At 57.4% G+C, this 19,816-nt stretch carries 19 protein-coding genes; 14 read left to right on the forward strand and 5 right to left on the reverse strand.

Annotated features, from left to right (window positions below; all coding sequences use genetic code 11):
* On the reverse strand, positions 1-204 hold a 204-nt coding region (locus FN806_RS20580; protein ID WP_221929481.1), incomplete at its 3' end, for a hypothetical protein.
* A gap of 50 nt (positions 205-254) precedes the next feature.
* Between FN806_RS20580 and FN806_RS09525 the strand changes: the two genes are divergently transcribed.
* The 3 genes from FN806_RS09525 to rpsD all read left to right on the forward strand — a co-directional run bounded on the left by FN806_RS09525 (position 255) and on the right by rpsD (position 2,882).
* Positions 255-1,262 (forward strand): helix-turn-helix domain-containing protein, encoded by a 1,008-nt coding sequence (locus tag FN806_RS09525; RefSeq protein WP_185956676.1) that lies wholly within the window; start codon positions 255-257, stop codon positions 1,260-1,262.
* Between the two features lie 282 nt (positions 1,263-1,544).
* Positions 1,545-2,048 carry a hypothetical protein gene (locus tag FN806_RS09530; protein ID WP_142636464.1) on the forward strand — a complete coding sequence of 168 codons (504 nt, stop codon included), beginning with the start codon at positions 1,545-1,547 and terminating at the stop codon, positions 2,046-2,048.
* A 213-nt stretch (positions 2,049-2,261) separates the two neighbouring features.
* Positions 2,262-2,882, forward strand: coding sequence for a 30S ribosomal protein S4 (gene rpsD / locus FN806_RS09535; RefSeq protein WP_058279997.1), 621 nt, complete (start codon positions 2,262-2,264; stop codon positions 2,880-2,882).
* A 130-nt stretch (positions 2,883-3,012) separates the two neighbouring features.
* On the opposite strand, the gene FN806_RS09540 is transcribed toward rpsD, so the two are convergent.
* Positions 3,013-3,474 (reverse strand): Lrp/AsnC family transcriptional regulator, encoded by a 462-nt coding sequence (locus tag FN806_RS09540; protein ID WP_142636466.1) that lies wholly within the window; start codon positions 3,472-3,474, stop codon positions 3,013-3,015.
* A gap of 103 nt (positions 3,475-3,577) precedes the next feature.
* On the opposite strand from FN806_RS09540, the gene FN806_RS09545 reads away from it, so the two are divergent.
* From FN806_RS09545 to FN806_RS09560, 4 genes are all read left to right on the forward strand, one after another.
* Entirely contained in the window at positions 3,578-4,993 is a 1,416-nt protein-coding gene (locus FN806_RS09545; protein ID WP_142636468.1) for an aminotransferase class V-fold PLP-dependent enzyme, read from the forward strand.
* Between the two features lie 65 nt (positions 4,994-5,058).
* Positions 5,059-6,144 (forward strand): histidinol-phosphate transaminase, encoded by a 1,086-nt coding sequence (gene hisC, locus FN806_RS09550; protein ID WP_142636470.1) that lies wholly within the window; start codon positions 5,059-5,061, stop codon positions 6,142-6,144.
* Positions 6,141-7,061 (forward strand): prephenate/arogenate dehydrogenase family protein, encoded by a 921-nt coding sequence (locus FN806_RS09555; protein ID WP_142636472.1) that lies wholly within the window; start codon positions 6,141-6,143, stop codon positions 7,059-7,061. The genes hisC and FN806_RS09555 overlap by 4 nt, the downstream gene beginning before the upstream one ends.
* Entirely contained in the window at positions 7,058-7,777 is a 720-nt protein-coding gene (locus FN806_RS09560; protein ID WP_246097224.1) for an extensin-like domain-containing protein, read from the forward strand. Before FN806_RS09555 ends, FN806_RS09560 begins: the two co-directional genes overlap by 4 nt.
* Here the strand turns inward: FN806_RS09560 and FN806_RS09565 are convergent.
* Positions 7,774-8,775: a DUF2125 domain-containing protein gene (locus tag FN806_RS09565; protein ID WP_142636475.1), complete on the reverse strand. Its 1,002-nt coding sequence runs from the start codon at positions 8,773-8,775 to the stop codon at positions 7,774-7,776. The genes FN806_RS09560 and FN806_RS09565 overlap by 4 nt on opposite strands.
* Positions 8,776-8,842: 67 nt before the next feature.
* Here FN806_RS09565 and FN806_RS09570 point away from each other — a divergent pair, with 67 nt between their 5' ends.
* The 3 genes from FN806_RS09570 to FN806_RS09580 all read left to right on the forward strand — a co-directional run bounded on the left by FN806_RS09570 (position 8,843) and on the right by FN806_RS09580 (position 12,307).
* Positions 8,843-9,373, forward strand: coding sequence for a gamma-glutamylcyclotransferase (locus FN806_RS09570; RefSeq protein ID WP_142636477.1), 531 nt, complete (start codon positions 8,843-8,845; stop codon positions 9,371-9,373).
* 69 nt (positions 9,374-9,442) lie between these two features.
* Complete coding sequence (locus FN806_RS09575; RefSeq protein ID WP_142636479.1) at positions 9,443-10,624, forward strand: biopolymer transporter ExbB; 1,182 nt, start codon at positions 9,443-9,445, stop codon at positions 10,622-10,624.
* A gap of 3 nt (positions 10,625-10,627) precedes the next feature.
* Positions 10,628-12,307 (forward strand): peptidoglycan -binding protein, encoded by a 1,680-nt coding sequence (locus FN806_RS09580; protein WP_142636481.1) that lies wholly within the window; start codon positions 10,628-10,630, stop codon positions 12,305-12,307.
* A 137-nt stretch (positions 12,308-12,444) separates the two neighbouring features.
* On the opposite strand, the gene clpA is transcribed toward FN806_RS09580, so the two are convergent.
* Positions 12,445-14,769: an ATP-dependent Clp protease ATP-binding subunit ClpA gene (gene clpA / locus FN806_RS09585; RefSeq protein ID WP_142636483.1), complete on the reverse strand. Its 2,325-nt coding sequence runs from the start codon at positions 14,767-14,769 to the stop codon at positions 12,445-12,447.
* 174 nt (positions 14,770-14,943) lie between these two features.
* Entirely contained in the window at positions 14,944-15,711 is a 768-nt protein-coding gene (gloB, locus tag FN806_RS09590) for a hydroxyacylglutathione hydrolase (RefSeq protein ID WP_142636485.1), read from the reverse strand.
* A 61-nt stretch (positions 15,712-15,772) separates the two neighbouring features.
* Here gloB and FN806_RS09595 point away from each other — a divergent pair, with 61 nt between their 5' ends.
* The 4 genes from FN806_RS09595 (at position 15,773) to FN806_RS09610 (ending at position 19,808) form a co-directional block, all read left to right on the forward strand.
* The gene (locus tag FN806_RS09595) at positions 15,773-16,507 is read left to right on the forward strand and encodes a class I SAM-dependent methyltransferase (RefSeq protein WP_142636487.1); all 735 of its coding nucleotides are present in this window, start codon (positions 15,773-15,775) and stop codon (positions 16,505-16,507) included.
* A gap of 310 nt (positions 16,508-16,817) precedes the next feature.
* Positions 16,818-17,378 (forward strand): F0F1 ATP synthase subunit delta, encoded by a 561-nt coding sequence (locus tag FN806_RS09600; RefSeq protein WP_142636489.1) that lies wholly within the window; start codon positions 16,818-16,820, stop codon positions 17,376-17,378.
* Positions 17,379-18,917, forward strand: a complete 1,539-nt coding sequence (atpA, locus tag FN806_RS09605) for a F0F1 ATP synthase subunit alpha (RefSeq protein WP_142636491.1) — start codon at positions 17,379-17,381, stop codon at positions 18,915-18,917.
* 15 nt (positions 18,918-18,932) lie between these two features.
* Entirely contained in the window at positions 18,933-19,808 is an 876-nt protein-coding gene (locus tag FN806_RS09610; protein ID WP_142636493.1) for a F0F1 ATP synthase subunit gamma, read from the forward strand.
* The last annotated feature ends 8 nt before the right edge of the window (positions 19,809-19,816 follow it).

Below are 19,816 nucleotides of genomic sequence, written 5' to 3' on the forward strand. Positions count from 1 at the left end.
CGCCCCTACACCCGCGAACAGGCCTGCTTCCCCCCGGGCTCCATGGGCGTCGACAAATACTGGTCCCCCGTAAACCGCGTCGACAACGCATACGGCGACCGAAACCTCATCTGCACATGCCCACCAATGGACGCTTACGAAGAAGCCGCAGAGTAAACAGACGACAACCAGATCAGCCCCCGCAATGGCCAGGGGCTGATCCATCCCGGGCCATATGCCTTTGCCTGTGGCCCAGGCTTTTCAGCGGGGGAGACATGAAGCATTGCATCTTCGAAAATGACCTAGCCTATCTGGCTGAGCCAACCTCTGCTGCGTTCGTGCGAACCCACAACATCGATGTGATCGTGCGCGATAGTAGTGCATTTGCCTCGGCCGAGATGATCAGGGAATTTTATCATGTCCTGAGCGATCTGACCGGCGACCATTCCTATGTCGTTAATCTGCGTTTGGCTGGTGCGGGGTCTGTAGGAGGACCGCAGTACTGGACCGGAAGAGCGGCTGTTTTCTGGGGCGATTTTTCGGATTGTTGGACGTTGTCCGACGCCGAAAGAACATGGGTCTCACAAGTTCTGAACCTTTCGCCACGGACCGTTCTTGTCGGTGGTGCCGTGCTTGTGCTGGCCCAGATTAGATTGTCGGAAAAAACAGTCGCGGCCATTCACCCCAACTTCGATGCAGCAGCGCGTGAAGCAGGTTTGACCAACTGTGGTACAGGCACATATCTGGCGGCGCGCGGGCGCACGCATAGCGCGACGACACGTCTGAGTACGCTGCGTTTGTTGGCGGATTTTGTTTCGTTGGACCATGGTGAGAACATGGCAGATAACCTGCGCGGGTTTATCGGCCTGTCCGAACCCAAGCGGGACTGCGAAAGCCAGCTTGCCAATCGCTTGATCCATCGTGCGGGCGGGGATCACCTGGTTATGTCAGCGGTTGAGGCAATGCTGAACCATGTCGAAGAGCCACTCAGGATCACGGATCTTTCGAACATGGTCGGCACTTCAACCCGGCAGCTTCAGAGACGGTTTCTGAACAAGACGGGGGCAAAGCTTTTGGCCACATACCGAGAATTGCGTCTGGAACGTGCGCATAGCCTGCTGCGGTTTACGGATTTGCCACAAATCGAGATTGCCACCGCCACAGGGTTTTCGTCTACAACGTCACTGAAACGTGCTTTTCGAGACCAGTACAAGACGATGCCGGAAGATATCCGCAGCCTCCGCTTTTCCGGTGGAATGGCGGATCGGGGGCTGGTGAACTGACAGCTCGTGCAGTGTGCCGATTAGGGCGCACGCATTTGAAATCTAAATCCGCTGTGGTTGGCGAATCGAAAAAAGCCTGATCAGACCGAATGCAGGGCAGACCGATATTCGGGCTCAGTATGATCCTTTAAGTCTTTGAAACGCGGATTTCTGCATCCGGATTCTGATTCTGTTCTGCAACATTCTCGTGATTGCTGCAATTCCGTCCCTTTTCTGCCGGAATCGTCACTGATAAACCCTTGGCCATCGGGCAGTGATTTGTTGAGGGGTACGGGCGGTAAAATGAATACCGGGGTAAACGGTCGTGTTGCCATTTCATGGTCGCAGACAGAGATTGATGGGCTAGAGGCGGCGCCTCTGGCATTTTTAAATGTAGGGTCGGCCTGGTCCTGGCGCGGTCAGGCATCGATGCTAGCAGGCAGCGCTGAAGTTGCCGGGCGTAAAAACGCATTTGCATCAGGTACAATCGGGCGCGTTATTCCTGCCACGACTTTTTCGGATAATGTCGTCGGAACGCTCGAGCTTATGAACGGGGCGCAACGGTTTTCAGCGTTACTGGTCGTTTCCGATGATGATGAAAGCCCGTCGCTGGTGTTTGAAAGCGGCTGTCCTTCACGCGATCAGGAATTCTGGATCAGCGCATATACTCAGATCAAGCATCAGAGTGGTGAAGTTGCAGAGCAGGACGGAACTGTCGTCGCGTTTCATCGCAAGGCCACTCAGTTCCAGTACACTGGTGTCGCGAACCTACGCGCAACTGTAAACGGTGCCACTTTAGCGGAGTAAATCCCGTTAGTGGTGCCGTCTTTGAATTGAATTTCAGAAAGTTTCGGTTCCGTCCGTTCGGCATGTTGACTCTGCCAGCGCTGCGGATATAAGCGCGGCTTCATTGGTGTTGGTGGCCCCCGCAAGGGGAGGCCTGTCATGAGGGAAACCTCAAGAGGACAACGCCCTTCATAGTGGCCTATCAGGGCCTCGACCTTAAGAAGGAGATCAGCCGTGACCAAACGCACGTCTGCCAAGTACAAAATCGACCGCCGGATGGGCGAAAACATCTGGGGTCGTCCGAAATCCCCGGTCAACCGTCGTGAATACGGCCCTGGTCAGCACGGTCAGCGCCGGAAAGGCAAACTGTCTGACTTCGGTCTGCAGCTGCGCGCCAAGCAGAAGCTGAAGGGCTACTATGGCGACCTGACCGAAAAGCAGTTCCGCCGCATCTATGCCGAAGCTGTTCGTGTCAACGGCGATACCGGTGAAAACCTGATTGGTCTGCTGGAACGCCGTCTGGACGCCGTTGTCTATCGCGCCAAATTCGTCGCGACCGTGTTCGCCGCGCGTCAGTTCGTGAACCACGGCCACGTCACAGTGAACGGCAAGCGGGTCAACATCCCCAGCTACCGTGTCAAAGAAGGCGACGTCATCGAAGTACGTGACAAGTCCAAGCAACTGGCCGTTGTTCTTGAAGCTGCTGCTCTGGCCGAGCGTGATGTTCCTGATTACATTGACGCCGACCACTCGAAAATGACCGCGACTTTCGTGCGCGCACCGGGTCTGGGCGATGTGCCTTACCCTGTCATGATGGAACCGAACCTGGTTGTCGAATTCTACGCGAAGAACTAATCTTCGCCGAAATCGAAATTCGAAAGGCCGCGCGGTTGCGCGGCCTTTTTTCGTTTTAGGGGACTCTGCCCCCAATCACGACCAGCCGCGATGCCCCCCGAGCAATTTTTTTGGCCAAATAAAGAGCGGATCAGATTGGCAAGGGTCGTCCTTCTGCAATTGCCTCCATCGCGAAATATGAGGTTACGCTGTCCAGCTCGACTTTTTCGATGAGGCGTTGATAGACCTTGTCGTACGAAGCCATATCCTGCGTAACAACCTTGAGCTGATAGTCGTAGTCGCCGCCAATGCGGTGAAAGTCCACGACCTCTGGTATCGTCAGAACATGCCTGCGAAAGGCCTGTAACCACTCGGCCGAGTGGTGCCGCGTACGCAGCATGACGAAGACCACAAGGCTCAGCCCTAGTTTTTCGCGCGCGATTTGCGCCGTCGATCCGATGATGACGCCCTGATCATTCAGGGCCTTCAGCCGACGCCAGCAGGCGTTTTGCGACAGCCCGATGCGGTCGGCCAATTCTCGTTGGGACAGCGTAGCGTCGGTTTGCAATTCACGCAGCAGGCGGTGGTCAATATGATCTAGATTTTTTGACATTCCAAATCATATGACACATGATTTATGAAAACCATCTAAAAATATGCATTATATACCCAACACATATCAATCATATTTGTTGGGAAACTTCGGAGTCCATATAATGACACTTTCCCAATTTCGTTCTGACATTGAAGCTGCTGTTCGTAGCGACACGTTGCGCGATGGCTTAATCGGCGAGAATGTTATGATCCCGGGGCTGCGCGGGGACATACCTTTGGTTTACGCGGATTATGTTGCGTCGGGCCGCGCATTGAAGCAGGTCGAGGATTTTGTGGCCGCGCATGTGTTGCCGTTTTATGCCAACAGCCACACCGAGGCGTCTTATTGCGGGGCCTACATGACCCGACTGCGCCGCGAGGCCCGTGCGGAAATCTCCCGGATTGTTGGCGCCGGGGAAAATGATGCGGTGATTTTTACGGGATCGGGCGCTACAGCGGGTCTCAACCGGCTGGTCAATCTGTTGGGGATCGAGGCCGCAGCACGACCAGTGGTAATGATCGGCCCATATGAGCACCATTCGAACATCCTGCCGTGGCGGGAAAGCAAAGCGCTGGTGATTGAAATCCCCGAAGCATCCGAAGGGGGTGTCGATCTGTCGGCTTTAGAGCGTGCCTTGGTTGAAAACGCGGATGCGGATCTGATCGTCGGATCATTTTCGGCCGCTTCGAATGTGACGGGCATAATCACTGATCCCGACCCGGTTACGCGGCTGCTTAAGGCTAATGGCGCTGTAGCGGTTTGGGATTATGCGGGCGGTGGGCCTTATCTGCCAATGGAAATGGGCCCGGCGGATGCGCGCAAGGATGCGATCGTGGTCTCTCCTCATAAATTTGCCGGTGGACCCGGCGCGTCTGGTGTATTGATCGTCAATCAAAACGTTGTGCAGCGAACATGCCCCAGCTGGCCCGGTGGTGGCACTGTGAGTTTCGTGTCCCCTTGGGGGCATGACTACAGCGCCGATCTTGCAACGCGCGAAGAGGCGGGAACGCCGAATGTCATAGGCGACATCCGTGCCGCGTTGGCTTTCATGGTCAAGGATGCGGTTGGCGCAGACGAAATCGCAAGGCGCGAGGCGCTTTATAACCAGATGGCATTGGAAGGGTGGGGAGATAACCTAGGTCTGACCTTGTTGGGCGCGGACAATCCACATCGGTTGCCGATTTTTTCCTTTCTTGTTCATGACAGTAAAGGTCAGCCGGTGCACCAGCAGTTATTCACCCGGATGCTGAGTGATGTTTATGGCATTCAAGCGCGGGGCGGGTGTGCTTGTGCAGGGCCCTATGCCCATCGGTTGCTGGGTATTGATCGTGCAGCCTCGGAGCAGTTGCATGCGGCGCTTGGTGCTGGTGAAGAGTTGAAAAAACCCGGTTGGGTGCGTCTGAACTTTTCATATCTGATGTCCCAAGAGACTGTCCGCTTCATCATCGACAGCGTCAATGACCTGTCCCGGCGGACCGAAGAATTTACCCCCTTTTACGACGCCGACCCGGCGACAGCCCGCTTCAAGGCGGCTTAAGGGAATTGCCGCTTTTCTCAACGCTTTGAGACGGGTATGAGGGGCTTCTAAATACGGAGCCTCTTATGACCCAGATCACCCCTCAACCCGGCATTATGGACATCGCGCTTTATCAGGGCGGCCAGTCGAAGGTGGCGGGGGTCGACCATGTGATCAAGTTGAGCTCGAACGAAAACCCCTTTGGCCCTAGCCCCAAAGCGATCGAAGCAGTGCGTGACAGTGCGGCCACCCTGAACCGGTATCCCAGTACAGATCACGCCAGTCTGCGTATGGCCATTGGCGAACGCCACGGGCTGGACCCGGCGCGAATTATCTGCGGCGTGGGCAGTGACGAGGTGCTGCAATTCGTGGCACAGGCTTATGCCGGTCCGGGGGATGAGGTTATCTATACCGAACACGGATTTTCGATGTACCCGATCATCGCTCGGATGGCGGGGGCAACTCCGGTGATGGTGCCTGAAACCGATCGTCACGTGGATGTGGACAACATTCTTGCCGCTGTGACTGACCAGACCCGGATCGTGTTCGTGACCAATCCGGGCAATCCGACATCGACCATGATCCCCGAGGCTGATCTTATCCGACTGGCCGAAAGCTTGCCGCAGACCTGTCTGATGGTGATTGATGGCGCCTATGCCGAGTTTGTCGAAGGGTTCGACGGAGGCCGCGCTCTGGTGGATCGGTTCGAGAATGTGATCATGACGCGGACCTTTTCCAAGATCTATGGACTGGGTGGGATGCGGGTCGGTTGGGGCTATGCGGCGCAAGAGATCATTGATGTGCTGAACCGGGTGCGCCAGCCCTTCAACCTGTCGCTGACTGCGTTGGCCGCTGCCGAAGCCGCCATAAAGGACGAAGAGTACCTGACCTTTTGCCACAGCGAAAATGCACGCTTGCGGGTTTGGCTTTCGGCCCAGTTGTCCAAAATCGGCGTATCTTCGGATGCGTCCAGCACTAATTTTATTCTCGCCCGCTTTAAGGATCAGGCCGAGGCCGAAGCGTGCGACGATTACCTCAAGACACAGGGTTTGATCGTGCGCCGCGTGGCGGGATATAACCTGCCAAATGCTCTTCGGATCACGGTTGGGGACGAGGAGGCTTGTCGCCGTGTCGTTGCGGCCATAACCGCTTTCAAAGGGGGCGCCGCATGAGCCAGGTATATGACCGCGTTGCGCTGATCGGGTTGGGCCTGATCGCATCGTCGATGTTCTGGGCGATTAAACGTGCTGGATTGGCCGCCGAAGTAACCGGCTATGCCCGGTCCGAGGCCACGCGCGACACCGCGCGCAAGATTGGCCTATGCGACCGGATCTGCGACACCGCGCAAGAGGCCGTCGAGGGCGCAGACCTTGTGGTTCTATGCGTGCCGGTCGGAGCGATGGGCGCGGTAGCGCAGGAGATTGCGCCTGCCCTGAAGTCGGGCGCGACCGTGTCAGATGTGGGTTCGGTCAAGCGGCATGTCATTCAGGATGTCTCGCCTCACATCCCGCAGGGCGTTCATTTCATTCCCGCGCATCCGCTGGCCGGGACCGAGCATTCCGGCCCTGAATCCGGATTTGCCGAGCTGTTCGATAATCGGTGGTGCCTATTGGTGCCGGTAGAGGGCTCGGACCCGGAGGCCGTTGCGCGACTACGCTCATTGTGGACGGGGTTGGGGTCGAATGTTGATGAGATGGATGCCGATCACCATGATCTGGTTCTGGCGGTTACATCCCATGCGCCCCACCTTATCGCCTATACGATGGTCGGCGTAGCGGATGATCTGCGCCGTGTGACCGATAGCGAGGTCATCAAATACTCGGCCGCGGGCTTTCGGGATTTCACCCGGATCGCGGCCTCGGACCCGACTATGTGGCGCGATGTGTTTCTGACCAACAAGGATGCGACGCTAGAGATATTGGGGCGTTTCACTGAAGAACTGTTTGCGCTGCAGCGGGCCATTCGTACAGGTGACGGCGATCAGCTGTTCGATTATTTCACGCGCACACGTGCGATCCGGCGCGGGATCATTGATGCCGGGCAGGATACGGACGCGCCGGATTTTGGTCGCGGGAATACCAACCCATGAGGCGCGGCTGGAGCGGTCTGTCGATTGGGTGGTTGGTACTTGGTGCCACAATGGGGAATGCAACGCCATCGGAACACCGGTTGACCCCCGATGACCAACCGGTTCTGGCCTTTGCCGCTCCGGTCGGGATGCAGCCAGAGTTGCAGCCGAATACGCTGGTACAGCAGGTGCTGTTCAAAAAGCGTAAGCTGCGCAAAACATCGGTCTGCGGGAATATCGAAATTCAGGGCAAGTCGGTGGGTAATGTTCCCGGCAAGATCAAAGCCTGCGGGATCAAGGAAGCGGTACAGATCACCTCAGTTTCTGGTGTGGCGCTTAGCCGTCCGTCCACCATGGATTGCGGCACAGCAATTGCGCTGAACCAATGGGTCGAGAAAAGCGTGAAGCCCACCTTCAAAAGGCGCGGTCCCGTTGTCGAACTGCAGGTCGCGGCCCACTACGCATGCCGAACGCGCAACAACCGCAAGGGTGCGCGGATATCGGAACACGGTAAGGGCCGGGCCATAGACATATCAGGTTTCAAGATGGCGAATGGCGAGGTTGTGACCGTTCTGAACGGTTGGCGCAAGAACCCGTCAAAGAAGCAACTGACCAAGATCTGGCGCGCCGCCTGCGGGCCGTTCGGAACGGTACTTGGCCCGAATGCGGACCGGTATCACCGGGATCATTTTCACTTGGACACAGCCCGGTATCGCCGTGGCCCGTACTGCCGTTAACGCAGGATCAACCGCGGGGCCGGACCAAGGGGTAGCGGGCCAAGCGCCACATAGCCCTCACGGAAGTTCAACTGCAGATCCAGCGAATCGGGATTGCCCCCCAAGCCAGCCATGAATTTCAGGGCACGTGTCACAGGGTCTACCGCCTGATCGGGCAGGGCCCCTGCGGCGTTGGCCATGGCAACCATCTCACGCCAATTTTCGGCCTTGATCGAAATCTCTCCGGTAGGAATACCCTGATCGTCTACGTCCAGCTCTCCGGCAGCGAACAGGCGCAATGCACCCCATTTCATCTCAGCCAGACGCAGGTCGATCCGGGTGGGCTGAGGTCGGCTTTGTTCCAGTGCAGATCGATCCCACGGTTTGTCAAAGGTGGCGACCATATCCATTTCCAGCGCATCGAATGTCTGGGGCAGTGTGGTGGCGGAATGCATCATGGCGCGCAGATCATCGCCGGGGGAAAAGCCATCGATCCGCGCGCTGATCGCATAGGCTTGAGGATTTTCGGTTTGCTCCATCACCAGACCAAGCGTGGTTCCCGCTGCTAGCAAATCAGCATCATTGGCAACGGACCATGGTCCGGCAGTCAGAGACATTTTCTCTAGCACCAGCGCGACACCAGGTTGCAACTGCAGCTCGGCCTGCAGGTCAGCTGCAACGATGGTCGACGTTTGATCGAAATAGGACAGCAGCTGCGGCGTTTCCGCGAAACGCAGAACCTGTCGACCCGGCCAGATCGCGGGGCTTTGGAATTCGATCCAGTCGGCGCTCCAGGCGGTGCCGTTGACCGGGTCGGCCAGAGCGGGGCTGTTCAGTCGGGTGACGTGGTTGAATGGATAGCCTGCTGTGGCTACGTCCGAAAAATCGGCCAGCCAGCCTCTTTCTTGTTGGTTGTCGAACCAAGTTGTGATCGCGTTGCGCAATCCATATCCGGCGACGAACCAATAGGCGCTCCAGATCGCAGTGATGAAAATGACTACTCGTATTAGCCCGCGCATTGCTAATGGCCCTTTTTCCCGCCTTGAAATTGATGTTTATAGGCGCAAACGGGCAAGGACCAGTGCTATGACGATGTGGGTTTTCGGATATGGGTCGCTGCTGTGGAATCCCGGCTTTCCCGTGTCCCGCAGCGAACGCGCAACCCTGAATGGATATGCGCGGTCTTTCTGCATGAGTTCGATTCATCACCGCGGAACCGAAGAGAAACCCGGCCTTGTTCTGGCGTTGGATGAACAGCGTGACACCCTGTGCAAAGGTCTGGCCCTCGCCGTCGAGGCAGGCCACGAAGAGCGTACCTTGCATGAACTGCGCGAGCGCGAGCTGATCTCGTCGGCCTATGTCGAAAAGATGCTTGATGTGCATTTGGAAACGGACGAGGTCGTAACGGCTGTCACCTATGTTATCGACGCAGATCACGTGCAGTATTGCGGGGGCATGCCGTTGGAAGACCAGGCGCAGATCATTGCCCATGCTGTCGGCGGGCGCGGTCCAAATACCGAATACCTTTATAACACAGCTGAACATCTGACCGAGATTGGTCTGCGTGATCCCGATCTTGAGTGGTTAGCGCAACGGGTGCGAAGCATTACCTCATAAACCCTTGGCGTCACCGGCAGATTTTCGGTAGATTCGCGTCAGAGCAGAAAAGAACCGGGAAAAACGCGCATGGCGCAGGCACAACAGGGCGCGAGACCGCATTTCTCGCAACCCATTCGTCAGATCGTAACGATGCTTGTGGCGATCGGCCTGGCTGGTATGGGCATCTTCATGGCGCTGCCTTACGTTTTGCCGGTTTTCTATGCAAACCCGTATCTGAACGGTTTTATCCTTCTGGTATTTTTCGTCGGCGTAATTGCCTGTTTTTATCAGGTGACACAGTTGATCGGTTCGGTGCGCTGGATCGAGTCCTTCGTTGGTGGCGTTGTTCATGAGGACGCGCGCACGCCTCAGCTTTTGGCACCGCTGGCGTCGCTGCTGCGGGACCGGGGTGCGCGGTCGCAGATCAGTTCCAGTTCGACCCGGTCTATTTTGGATTCGGTGGCCGAACGGGTCGAGGAAGAGCGTGAGATCACGCGTTATATCACCAATGTTCTGATCTATCTTGGGCTTTTGGGAACGTTTTTTGGCTTGGCCACGACGGTCCCCGCTATTGTCGACACGATCCGCAGTCTCAATCCGCAGGATGGCGAAGAAGGGCTGGCCGTGTTCAATCGCCTGATGGTTGGCCTTGAAACCCAACTGCAGGGAATGGGCGTGGCCTTTGGGTCTTCGTTGCTGGGTCTTGCCGGATCACTGATTGTGGGGTTGCTGGAACTGTTCGCGGGCCACGGGCAGAACCGGTTTTATCGAGAGCTCGAAGAATGGTTGTCCTCGATCACCCGTGTCGGCTTTGCAGCAGGCGATGACGGCAGCAGCACCGAACTGGCGGTTCTGACACCGGTTCTGGATGCAATGTCCGAACAGATGAACGCCCTGCAGGACCTGTTTTCGGCGCAGGAAGCCGACCGGGCCGAGCTGTCGGGCAAGCTGGGGCATCTTGTCGGCGCAATCGGAGATATGAACCAGCGTCAGTCTGAGACCGAGAATGTCACCGCTGCGCTGGAACGTGTCGCACTGGGGCAGGACGCTCTGCTGGATCATCTGCGGGAACAGGGGACCAGCGAAGGAATAGACGCAGAAAGCCGCATGCGCCTGCGCTCGATGGATGTTCAGTTGCTGCGTATCCTCGAAGAAATTTCAGCAGGCCGCCAAGAAAGCATGAGCGAGCTGCGCAAGGACATCGAACTTTTGGTCAAAGCTCTTACATTGCCCCGAGGCGCCGTTCGAACCGCTCCGGAAGGAGAGTAATCCATGGCTCTGTCCCGTCGCACAGGTCAGCGGTTTCAGGGGTCGGTCTGGCCGGGTTTCGTGGATGCGATGACCGGGCTGTTGATGGTGCTGACCTTTGTGTTGACCATCTTCATGGTGGTGCAATTCGTGCTGCGCGAGACGATTTCGGGGCAAGAGGATGAACTGACCGCCCTGTCCGGCGAAGTGGCGGCCCTTGCTGGTGCGCTTGGGTTGGAAGAAAGGGAAAACAGCCGCCTTCAGGCCCGGTTAGGGGCGCTGAATGCGACCCTGACGCAGGCCGAGGAAGATCTGGCGCAGGCAGAAACCAGGATCACGTCATTCGAAGCACAGGTCGCATCTCTGTTGGCCGATCAGGAGCGGTCGCTGGGGGTTATCGCCTCACTGGAATCTGAGCGTTCGGAATTGCTGAATGAACAAGAGGCCCTGAACCTGGCCCTTGCCCAAAGCCGTGCCGAGGTCGATGCCCAGGCCGAGGCCGCCCGGCTTGATGCTGCCCGCCGCGAAGCGCTTGAAGCGTTGGTGGCGGATCTGGAACAAAATGAGGCCGCGCAGGCCGCATTGGTCACCGAGCTTGAAGGCCAGCTTGACGCCGAAGAGGCCGCGCGCCTGGCCGAAGCTGCGGCGGCCGAAAACCTGCGCAATCGTCTGCAGGATGCGGATGCGGAACTGACCGCTATGACGCTGGCTCTGGAAGCGCAACGCAAGCAAGCCGAAGAAACCCTGACCCTGTTGGCCGCTGCGCAAGCTGCTAAGGCCGAACTGGAGCGGCAGTTTGGTGAGCTTGATAGTCAGGAGTTGCAGGCCCAGCTGCAAGCGGCATTGGCCGCCCAAACCGACGCTCTGACAGCGGAACAGATACAGCGCACATTGGCCGAAGAACGCGCAGCCTTGCTGGCCGTTGCGCGTGAGGCAATCTCTGCCGAGAAAGCCGTTTCAGCAAAGGCGCAGCGTCAGACTGCCTTGCTGAACCAGCAGATGGCAGCCCTGCGCGAGCAGTTGGGTGGATTGCAGGCTTTGCTGGACGATTACGAAGACCGCAACGCCGCCGCTGATATTCGTATTCAAACATTGGGTCAGGATCTGAACGCCGCACTCGCCCGCGCCGCCTCGGAAGAGCGTCGCCGCCGTTTGTTGGAAGAGGCCGAGCGCGCCCGGCTTGAGGCCGAGGCCGAAGCCCTTTCGGGCCAGAACCAAGAACTTACGGCGCAGGCCGAGGATCTTCAGCGATATCGTTCGGAATTCTTCGGTCGGTTGCGCGATGTGCTGGGTAATCAGGTAGGCGTTCGGATCGAAGGCGATCGGTTTGTGTTCTCGTCCGAAGTACTGTTCGATACAGGATCAGCAGTGCTGTCGCCCAAGGGTCAGCTTGAGATCGCCAAGGTGGCCAATATACTGCGCAGTGTCGCGGCTGAAATTCCCGAAGGCCTGAACTGGGTTATTCGCGTTGACGGCCATACCGACAATGTCCCGCTGGCCGGAACTGGCCGCTATCGGGACAACTGGGAGCTTAGCCAGGGACGCGCCTTGTCGGTTGTCCGTTATATGGTCGATGCGTTGGGTATTCCACCGCAACGTCTGGCGGCCAATGGCTTTGGTGAATTCCAACCCTTCAACCCCGCAAACACCCCAGAAGCGCGCGCTCAGAATCGCCGGATCGAATTGAAGCTGACAGAGCGCTGATTGCAGCAAGGAAGGCCCATTGTCAGAGTTGGGTGGTTTTCCGGGCGCCCCTGAGATTTTCTTTTGAGACAGGTGACTCGGCTCGGGCAAGAAAAAAGCCCGGCGTAGAAGCCGGGCTTTGATTTGATGCGCTGCTTTTAATCTGCAGTCAGAAGCGGGGGTTTGTCGCCAGGGATGCGCGGTTGATCGGGGCCAAAAATGTCCAGATCCAGCTCTCCCTTCTTGACCGAGACGCGAACGACACCGCCCTTGGCCAGCTTGCCGAACAGCAGCTCCTCGGCCAGAGGTTTCTTGATGTGTTCCTGAATGACGCGTCCCAATGGGCGTGCGCCCATCTTGTCGTCATAGCCTTTGTCGGCCAGCCATTCGGCGGCTTTTGGCGTCAGGTCGATGGTCACATTGCGGTCCAGTAGCTGTGCTTCAAGCTGCAGCACGAACTTCTCGACCACCTGCAGGATGACCTCTTTCGGCAGCGGCGCGAAGGAAATGACAGCATCCAGACGGTTGCGGAATTCCGGTGTGAACATACGTTCGATCGCGGCGGTATCCTCACCTTCGCGGCGGTCGCGGGCAAAGCCGATGGCCGCCTTTGCCTGTTCTTGCGCCCCTGCATTCGAGGTCATGATCAGCACCACGTTGCGGAAGTTCACCGTGCGACCATTGTGGTCGGTCAGCTCTCCGTGGTCCATCACTTGCAGCAGGATGTTGAACACGTCCGGGTGGGCTTTTTCAATCTCATCCAGCAGCAGAACGCAATGCGGATGCTGGTCGACGCCATCAGTCAGCAAACCGCCTTGGTCGAACCCGACATAGCCCGGAGGCGCACCGATCAGGCGGCTGACCGCGTGTTTCTCCATGTATTCCGACATATCAAAACGCAGCAGTTCCACTCCCAGCGTATCCGCCAGCTGTTTCGCGACTTCGGTCTTTCCCACACCGGTTGGGCCAGCAAACAGATAGTTGCCGATGGGCTTTTCCGGCTCGCGCAGACCGGCGCGCGCCAGTTTGATGGCGCTGGACAGCGCCTCAATCGCCACGTCTTGTCCGAAGACCACCCGTTTGAGCGACTTTTCAAGGTCTTTCAGAACCTCGGCATCGTCCTTGGTGACGTTCTTGGGTGGAATGCGGGCGATCTTGGCAACAACGGCCTCAATCTCTTTGACGCCGATGGTCTTGCGGCGCTTGCTTTCAGCAACCAGATGCTGGGCTGCACCGGCTTCGTCAATCACGTCGATCGCCTTGTCGGGCAGCTTGCGGTCATTGATGTAGCGTGCTGACAACTCGACCGCGGTTTTAATCGCGTCGGCTGTATATTTGATCTCGTGATGCTTTTCGAAATAGGGCTTCAGACCGCGCAGGATTTTTACGCTGTCCTCGACCGAAGGTTCGTTCACGTCAATCTTCTGGAACCGGCGGCTGAGCGCGCGGTCCTTTTCGAAATGCTGGCGAAACTCTTTGTAGGTGGTCGAACCCATAGTGCGCAGTTTTCCACCCTGAAGGGCCGGTTTCAGCAGGTTCGAGGCATCCATTGCCCCGCCCGAGGTGGCACCGGCACCGATGACGGTGTGGATTTCATCAATGAACAGAACCGCGTCTGGGTGATCCTCAAGCTCGGTCACGACCGCTTTCAGGCGTTCTTCGAAATCACCGCGATAGCGGGTGCCCGCCAGCAATGCACCCATATCCAGCGAATAGATGGTGGTTTCTGACAGGACATCGGGGGCCTCGCCAGAGATGATCTTAAATGCCAGTCCCTCTGCGATTGCGGTTTTGCCAACGCCCGGATCACCGACCAGAAGCGGGTTGTTCTTGCGCCGGCGGCATAGCACCTGAATGCAGCGCTCAACCTCATCGGCACGACCGATCAGCGGGTCGATATCGCCCGCGCGCGATTTCGCGTTCAGGTCGATGCAGTATTTCCCCAGCGCGCTTTCTTTTTGCTCGCCATCGGCGGTGCTGGCCGGAGTTTCCTCTTCTGCCTGATCCGCGCCCGATACCGAACGGCTTTCGCCGTAGGCCGGGTCCTTGGCCACACCATGGGCGATGAAATTCACCGCATCGTACCGGGTCATATCCTGTTCCTGCAGGAAATAGGCTGCGTTGCTTTCGCGTTCGGCAAAGATCGCGACCAGAACATTCGCCCCGGTCACTTCGGTCCGGCCCGAACTTTGAACATGGATCGCAGCGCGCTGGATCACACGTTGGAAAGCGGCTGTCGGTACAGCCTCGGACCCGTCAATATCGGTGACAAGGTTCGATAGGTCTTCGTCGATGAATTCCACCAGAGTGCTGCGCAATTCGTCAAGATCGACGCTGCAGGCTTTCATCACGCGGATCGCATCGGGCTCTTCCAACAATGCCAGAAGCAGATGCTCCAGCGTTGCGAATTCATGTCGCCGTTCATTCGCAGCCGCCAGGGCCGCGTGGATGGCTTGTTCTAGTGTGCTCGAGAATGAAGGCACGCGGGTGCTCCTCTGTCTTGGGTCAGAAGGGGGCGGGCTGAAGGCCGGATCCCCATCCCAACCATGTCCTCATACTATTAGAGTTTGGTTGATCAGAGCCCGGCTTCAAGGGTTTTCTTGCTCTTGACAGTCACATTTGTTGTGACCGTGGCTGTGAAGTAGGTGAAATAGGTATCAAAACCGATCTTTTCTAGCCCTGATTTCAGCAAAAATTTTGGCTGGTTCGGCGCCTGCCATACCCAGATGCGCCTGAATCGCCGGGTCAGCGGCGCGCAGGAAGGGGTTAGTGGCCTTTTCCAGCGCCAGAGTGGAGGGAACTGTAGGCTGTTGTGCGGCTCGGGTGCTGTCAATTTCTGCGACGCGTTTCTGCAGCGCAGAATTTCCTGGATCGACGGTGAGAGCGAATTTGGCATTGGACTGCGTGTATTCGTGCCCTGAACAAACCAGCGTGTCATCCGGCAAGGCGCTCAGTTTACACAGCGATTCCCACATCTGCGGTGCGGTGCCTTCAAACAGGCGTCCACAACCCATTGCCATCAGGCTGTCGGCGGTAAAGACCACCGCGCTTTGCGGCATGTGAAAGGCGATGTGACCAAGAGTATGCCCCGAAACGTCCAGAACAAGGACGGGTTCCCCGCCGATTTCAAAACTGTCGCCGTCATTGACCTGTTGATCCAAAGGTGGCAGGCGATGTGCGTCGGCTGCCGCGCCGATCACCGTCGCCGGGTGCTGTTCCAAAATGGCCGGCAACCCGTCGACATGGTCGAAATGGTGATGCGTGAGCAACACATGAGACAAGCCCCAGCCAAGTCGTTCCAGTTCTGACAGAATCGGGCCACTTTCAGGCGCGTCGATTAATGCGGTGTTGCCGCTAACCGCGTCATGCGCCAGAAATGCGTAGTTATCGCTGAGACATGGGATGGTGACGATCTCAAGAGGCATGGCCTTTTGCCCTTTCGTTGCTAGACTGCGCTCAGCTAATCCGATTGGCCAGGTGTCCGCAATGCATCTTGATGTGCAGGATCTGAGGAATTTCTACTACCGCAGCACTCTTGGTCGTGCAGCGCAGGCGGCCATTCGTGGGCGAATGATTGATCTGTGGCCCGAGGCCAAAGGTCAAACCGTCGTAGGGTTTGGCTTTGCTGTGCCGTTGTTGCGGCCATACCTGAAAGATGCGCGCCGCGTCATCGGGCTGATGCCCGGGCCGCAGGGGGTGATGCCCTGGCCTGCGGGAATGCCCAACGTATCTGTTTTGACGGAAGAGACCTTGTGGCCGATTGAAACGGGCCATGTGGACAAGCTGGTGGTGATGCATGGACTTGAAACGTCACAACGTCCCGCCGAATTGCTGGCGGAATGCTGGCGTGTGCTTGGTCCCGGTGGACGGGCGCTTTTTATCGTACCGAACCGTGCGGGGCTGTGGTCACGGACCGATCGAACGCCATTTGGATTCGGGCGCCCTTATTCTGCCTCGCAGTTGGAAAGTCAGCTAAGGGCGCATCACTTTATGACGGATAACTATTGTTCCGCCTTGTATTTGCCTCCGTCCTTCCGTCGATTCTGGTTGAAATCCGGCAGCCTGATAGAGAAAACTGGCCAGCGTTTGCCGACGATCATGGCAGGCGGCGTTCTGATGGTTGAGGCGACAAAGCAAATCAGACCGCCCAGCGGAACCGTCACCAAAGCGACAGGGCGCCGTCAGATCAAGGCGCTGGATGGCCTGCTCAAGCCAGCCTAGCGCAACGCCGGTACTAGCTTCCATCATAAGGCCGAAACACGCGAAAATGGCTGCAGGAATCGCAAAACCTTGCGGTTTGGTAACATTTTTCACCCTCATCAGCCGTATAAAAGGGTCGCACCCAAGCTAAGTATCTGAAATAGAACGCTTTGTGGATAAGGTGCCCATGGTGATAATATGTTGCTAGCTGGGTTTACCTCTGCTACATCCCCGTTGATTTTGATCCCCGGCCTTATGGACGGGGTTTCTTCACGCCCCCGGGTAGCTGCCGCAACGCGAATTCGGGGCCCAAAATATCGGAAGGGTGGACGTGTCCGAACCAGCTTCGATTTCCACAGGCATTGCCGAGCGCTATGCCACAGCGATTTTTGAGATCGCTAAAGAGAATAAAGACCTCGCAGGTCTGGAAACCGGAATCAACGATCTGGCAGCAGCATTGGGCGACAGTGCCGATCTGCGCGACCTGATCGCCTCGCCTCTGGTTTCGCGCGCTGAACAAGAAGGCGCGATTACAGCGATTGCCGACAAGATGGGTCTGAACGCCATCCTGCGCAACACGCTGGGTCTGATGGCGCAGAAACGCCGTCTGTTCGTTGTGCCGCAACTGGTGCAGGTTCTGCGCGACATGCTGGCCGAAGAGCGTGGCGAAGTGACCGCCGATGTCGCCTCGGCCAAGGCGCTGACTAAGACACAGATGGATAAACTGTCCAAAACGCTGTCCGAGCGTGTGGGCAAGACCGTGACAATAAATGCGACCGTTGATGAAAGCCTCATCGGCGGTCTTGTCGTTAAAGTGGGCTCGAAGATGATCGACAGCTCGATCCGCTCCAAGCTCAACTCCCTACAGAATGCAATGAAAGAGGTCGGATAAATGGGAATCCAAGCTGCAGAGATTTCTGCAATCCTGAAGGACCAGATCAAGAATTTTGGTCAGGAAGCCGAAGTGGCCGAAATCGGTCGCGTGCTGAGCGTCGGTGACGGGATTGCCCGTGTATACGGCCTGGACAATGTGCAAGCCGGTGAGATGGTCGAATTCCCCGGTGGCATCATGGGCATGGCGCTGAACCTGGAAAGCGACAACGTCGGTGTTGTTATCTTTGGTTCTGACCGTGACATCAAAGAAGGTGACACTGTTAAGCGCACCAACTCGATCGTGGACGTGCCAATCGGCAACGGTCTGCTGGGTCGTGTTGTTGACGGCCTGGGCAACCCGCTGGACGGCAAGGGCCCGATCGAATCCACCGAGCGCGGCGTTGCAGACGTCAAAGCGCCGGGCATCATCCCGCGTAAATCGGTTCACGAGCCGATGGCAACCGGCCTGAAATCGGTCGACGCGATGATCCCGATTGGCCGTGGCCAGCGAGAGTTGATCATTGGTGACCGTCAGACCGGTAAAACTGCCGTTGCTCTGGACGCGATCCTGAACCAGAAAGTGTACAACGAAGCAGCAGGCGACGACGAGTCCAAGAAGCTGTACTGCGTTTATGTGGCCATCGGCCAAAAGCGTTCGACCGTTGCTCAGCTGGTGAAGAAACTGGAAGAATCCGGTGCGATTGAATATTCGATCGTTGTGGCCGCAACCGCGTCCGATCCGGCGCCGATGCAGTTCCTGGCACCTTATGCCGCGACCGCGATGGCTGAGTTCTTCCGTGACAATGGCCGCCACGCGCTGATCATCTATGATGACCTGTCGAAACAGGCCGTGTCTTATCGTCAGATGTCGCTCCTGCTGCGCCGTCCGCCCGGACGTGAAGCCTATCCTGGCGACGTTTTCTATCTCCACTCCCGCCTGCTGGAGCGTTCGGCGAAGTTGAACGAAGATTTTGGCGCGGGTTCGCTGACGGCTCTGCCGGTTATCGAAACCCAGGGTGGCGACGTTTCGGCGTTTATTCCGACCAACGTGATCTCGATTACCGACGGCCAGATCTTCCTTGAAACCGAGCTGTTCTATCAGGGTATTCGTCCTGCTGTGAACACCGGTCTGTCGGTTTCGCGTGTAGGCTCCTCGGCTCAAACCAACTCGATGAAGTCGGTTGCCGGCCCGGTTAAGCTGGAGCTGGCTCAGTACCGTGAAATGGCTGCCTTTGCGCAGTTCGGTTCCGACCTTGACGCCGCAACCCAGCAGCTGCTGAACCGTGGTGCGCGTCTGACCGAGCTGATGAAACAGCCGCAGTACTCGCCGCTGACCAACGCTGAAATCGTTTGCGTCATCTTCGCTGGCACCAACGGTTACCTCGACAAGATCGACGTCACCGATGTTGGCCGCTATGAAGCTGGCCTGCTGGCGCATCTGCGTGGCAAGCACGCGGATCTGCTTCAGTGGATCACGGACGAAGATCCCAAGATCAAGGGTGATGCTTCCGACAAGATCAAGGCTGCGCTGGACGAATACGCCGCAACCTTCGCTTAAGGGAGAGGCGGGCACATGCCAAATCTTAAGGATCTAAAAAACAGGATCGAGTCGGTCAAATCGACCCGCAAGATCACCAAGGCCATGCAGATGGTCGCGGCCGCAAAACTGCGCCGCGCCCAGGAATCTGCCGAAGCCTCGCGCCCCTATGCCGCACGGTTCAATGCCGTGATGGCGGGGCTGGCGGCATCGGTCGGGGGCAGCGACAGCGCCCCCAAGCTGCTCCGGGGTACGGGCAGTGATGATGTCCATCTGCTGGTTGTCATGACAGCTGAACGCGGCCTGTGTGGCGGCTTCAATTCGAACATCGCCAAGCTGGCCCGCGCCAAAGCATATGAGCTGAAGGCCAAGGGCAAAACGGTCAAGATTCTGACCGTTGGCAAAAAAGGTCGTGACGCAATCAAGCGCGACTTTGGCGATCTGTTCGTGGGCCATGTCGATCTGAGCGAGGTCAAGCGTTTGGGCTATTCCAACGCGCAGGACATCGCAAAAGACGTCCTGTCCCGTTTCGACGCGGGTGAGTTCGACGTAGCCACGATCTTCTACTCGAAGTTCGTCAACGTCGTAAGCCAGACCCCGACGGCACAACAGATCATCCCTGCCTCGTTCGAGGATGTCGAAGGGGACGACAGCGGCGCGGTCTTTGATTATGAGCCCAGCGAAGAGGCCATCCTGGCCGATCTGCTGCCCAAGGCGGTTGCGACTGCGATCTTCTCGGGACTGCTCGAAAACGGGGCCTCGGAACAGGGTGCACGGATGTCCGCGATGGACAACGCGACACGCAACGCGGGTGAGATGATCGACAAGCTGACGATCCAGTTCAACCGTTCGCGTCAGGCCGTGATCACCAACGAGCTGATTGAAATTATTTCCGGCGCCGAAGCGCTGTAGAGACAAAC

The organism is Ruegeria faecimaris (assembly GCF_900182615.1).
Lineage (GTDB): Bacteria > Pseudomonadota > Alphaproteobacteria > Rhodobacterales > Rhodobacteraceae > Ruegeria > Ruegeria faecimaris.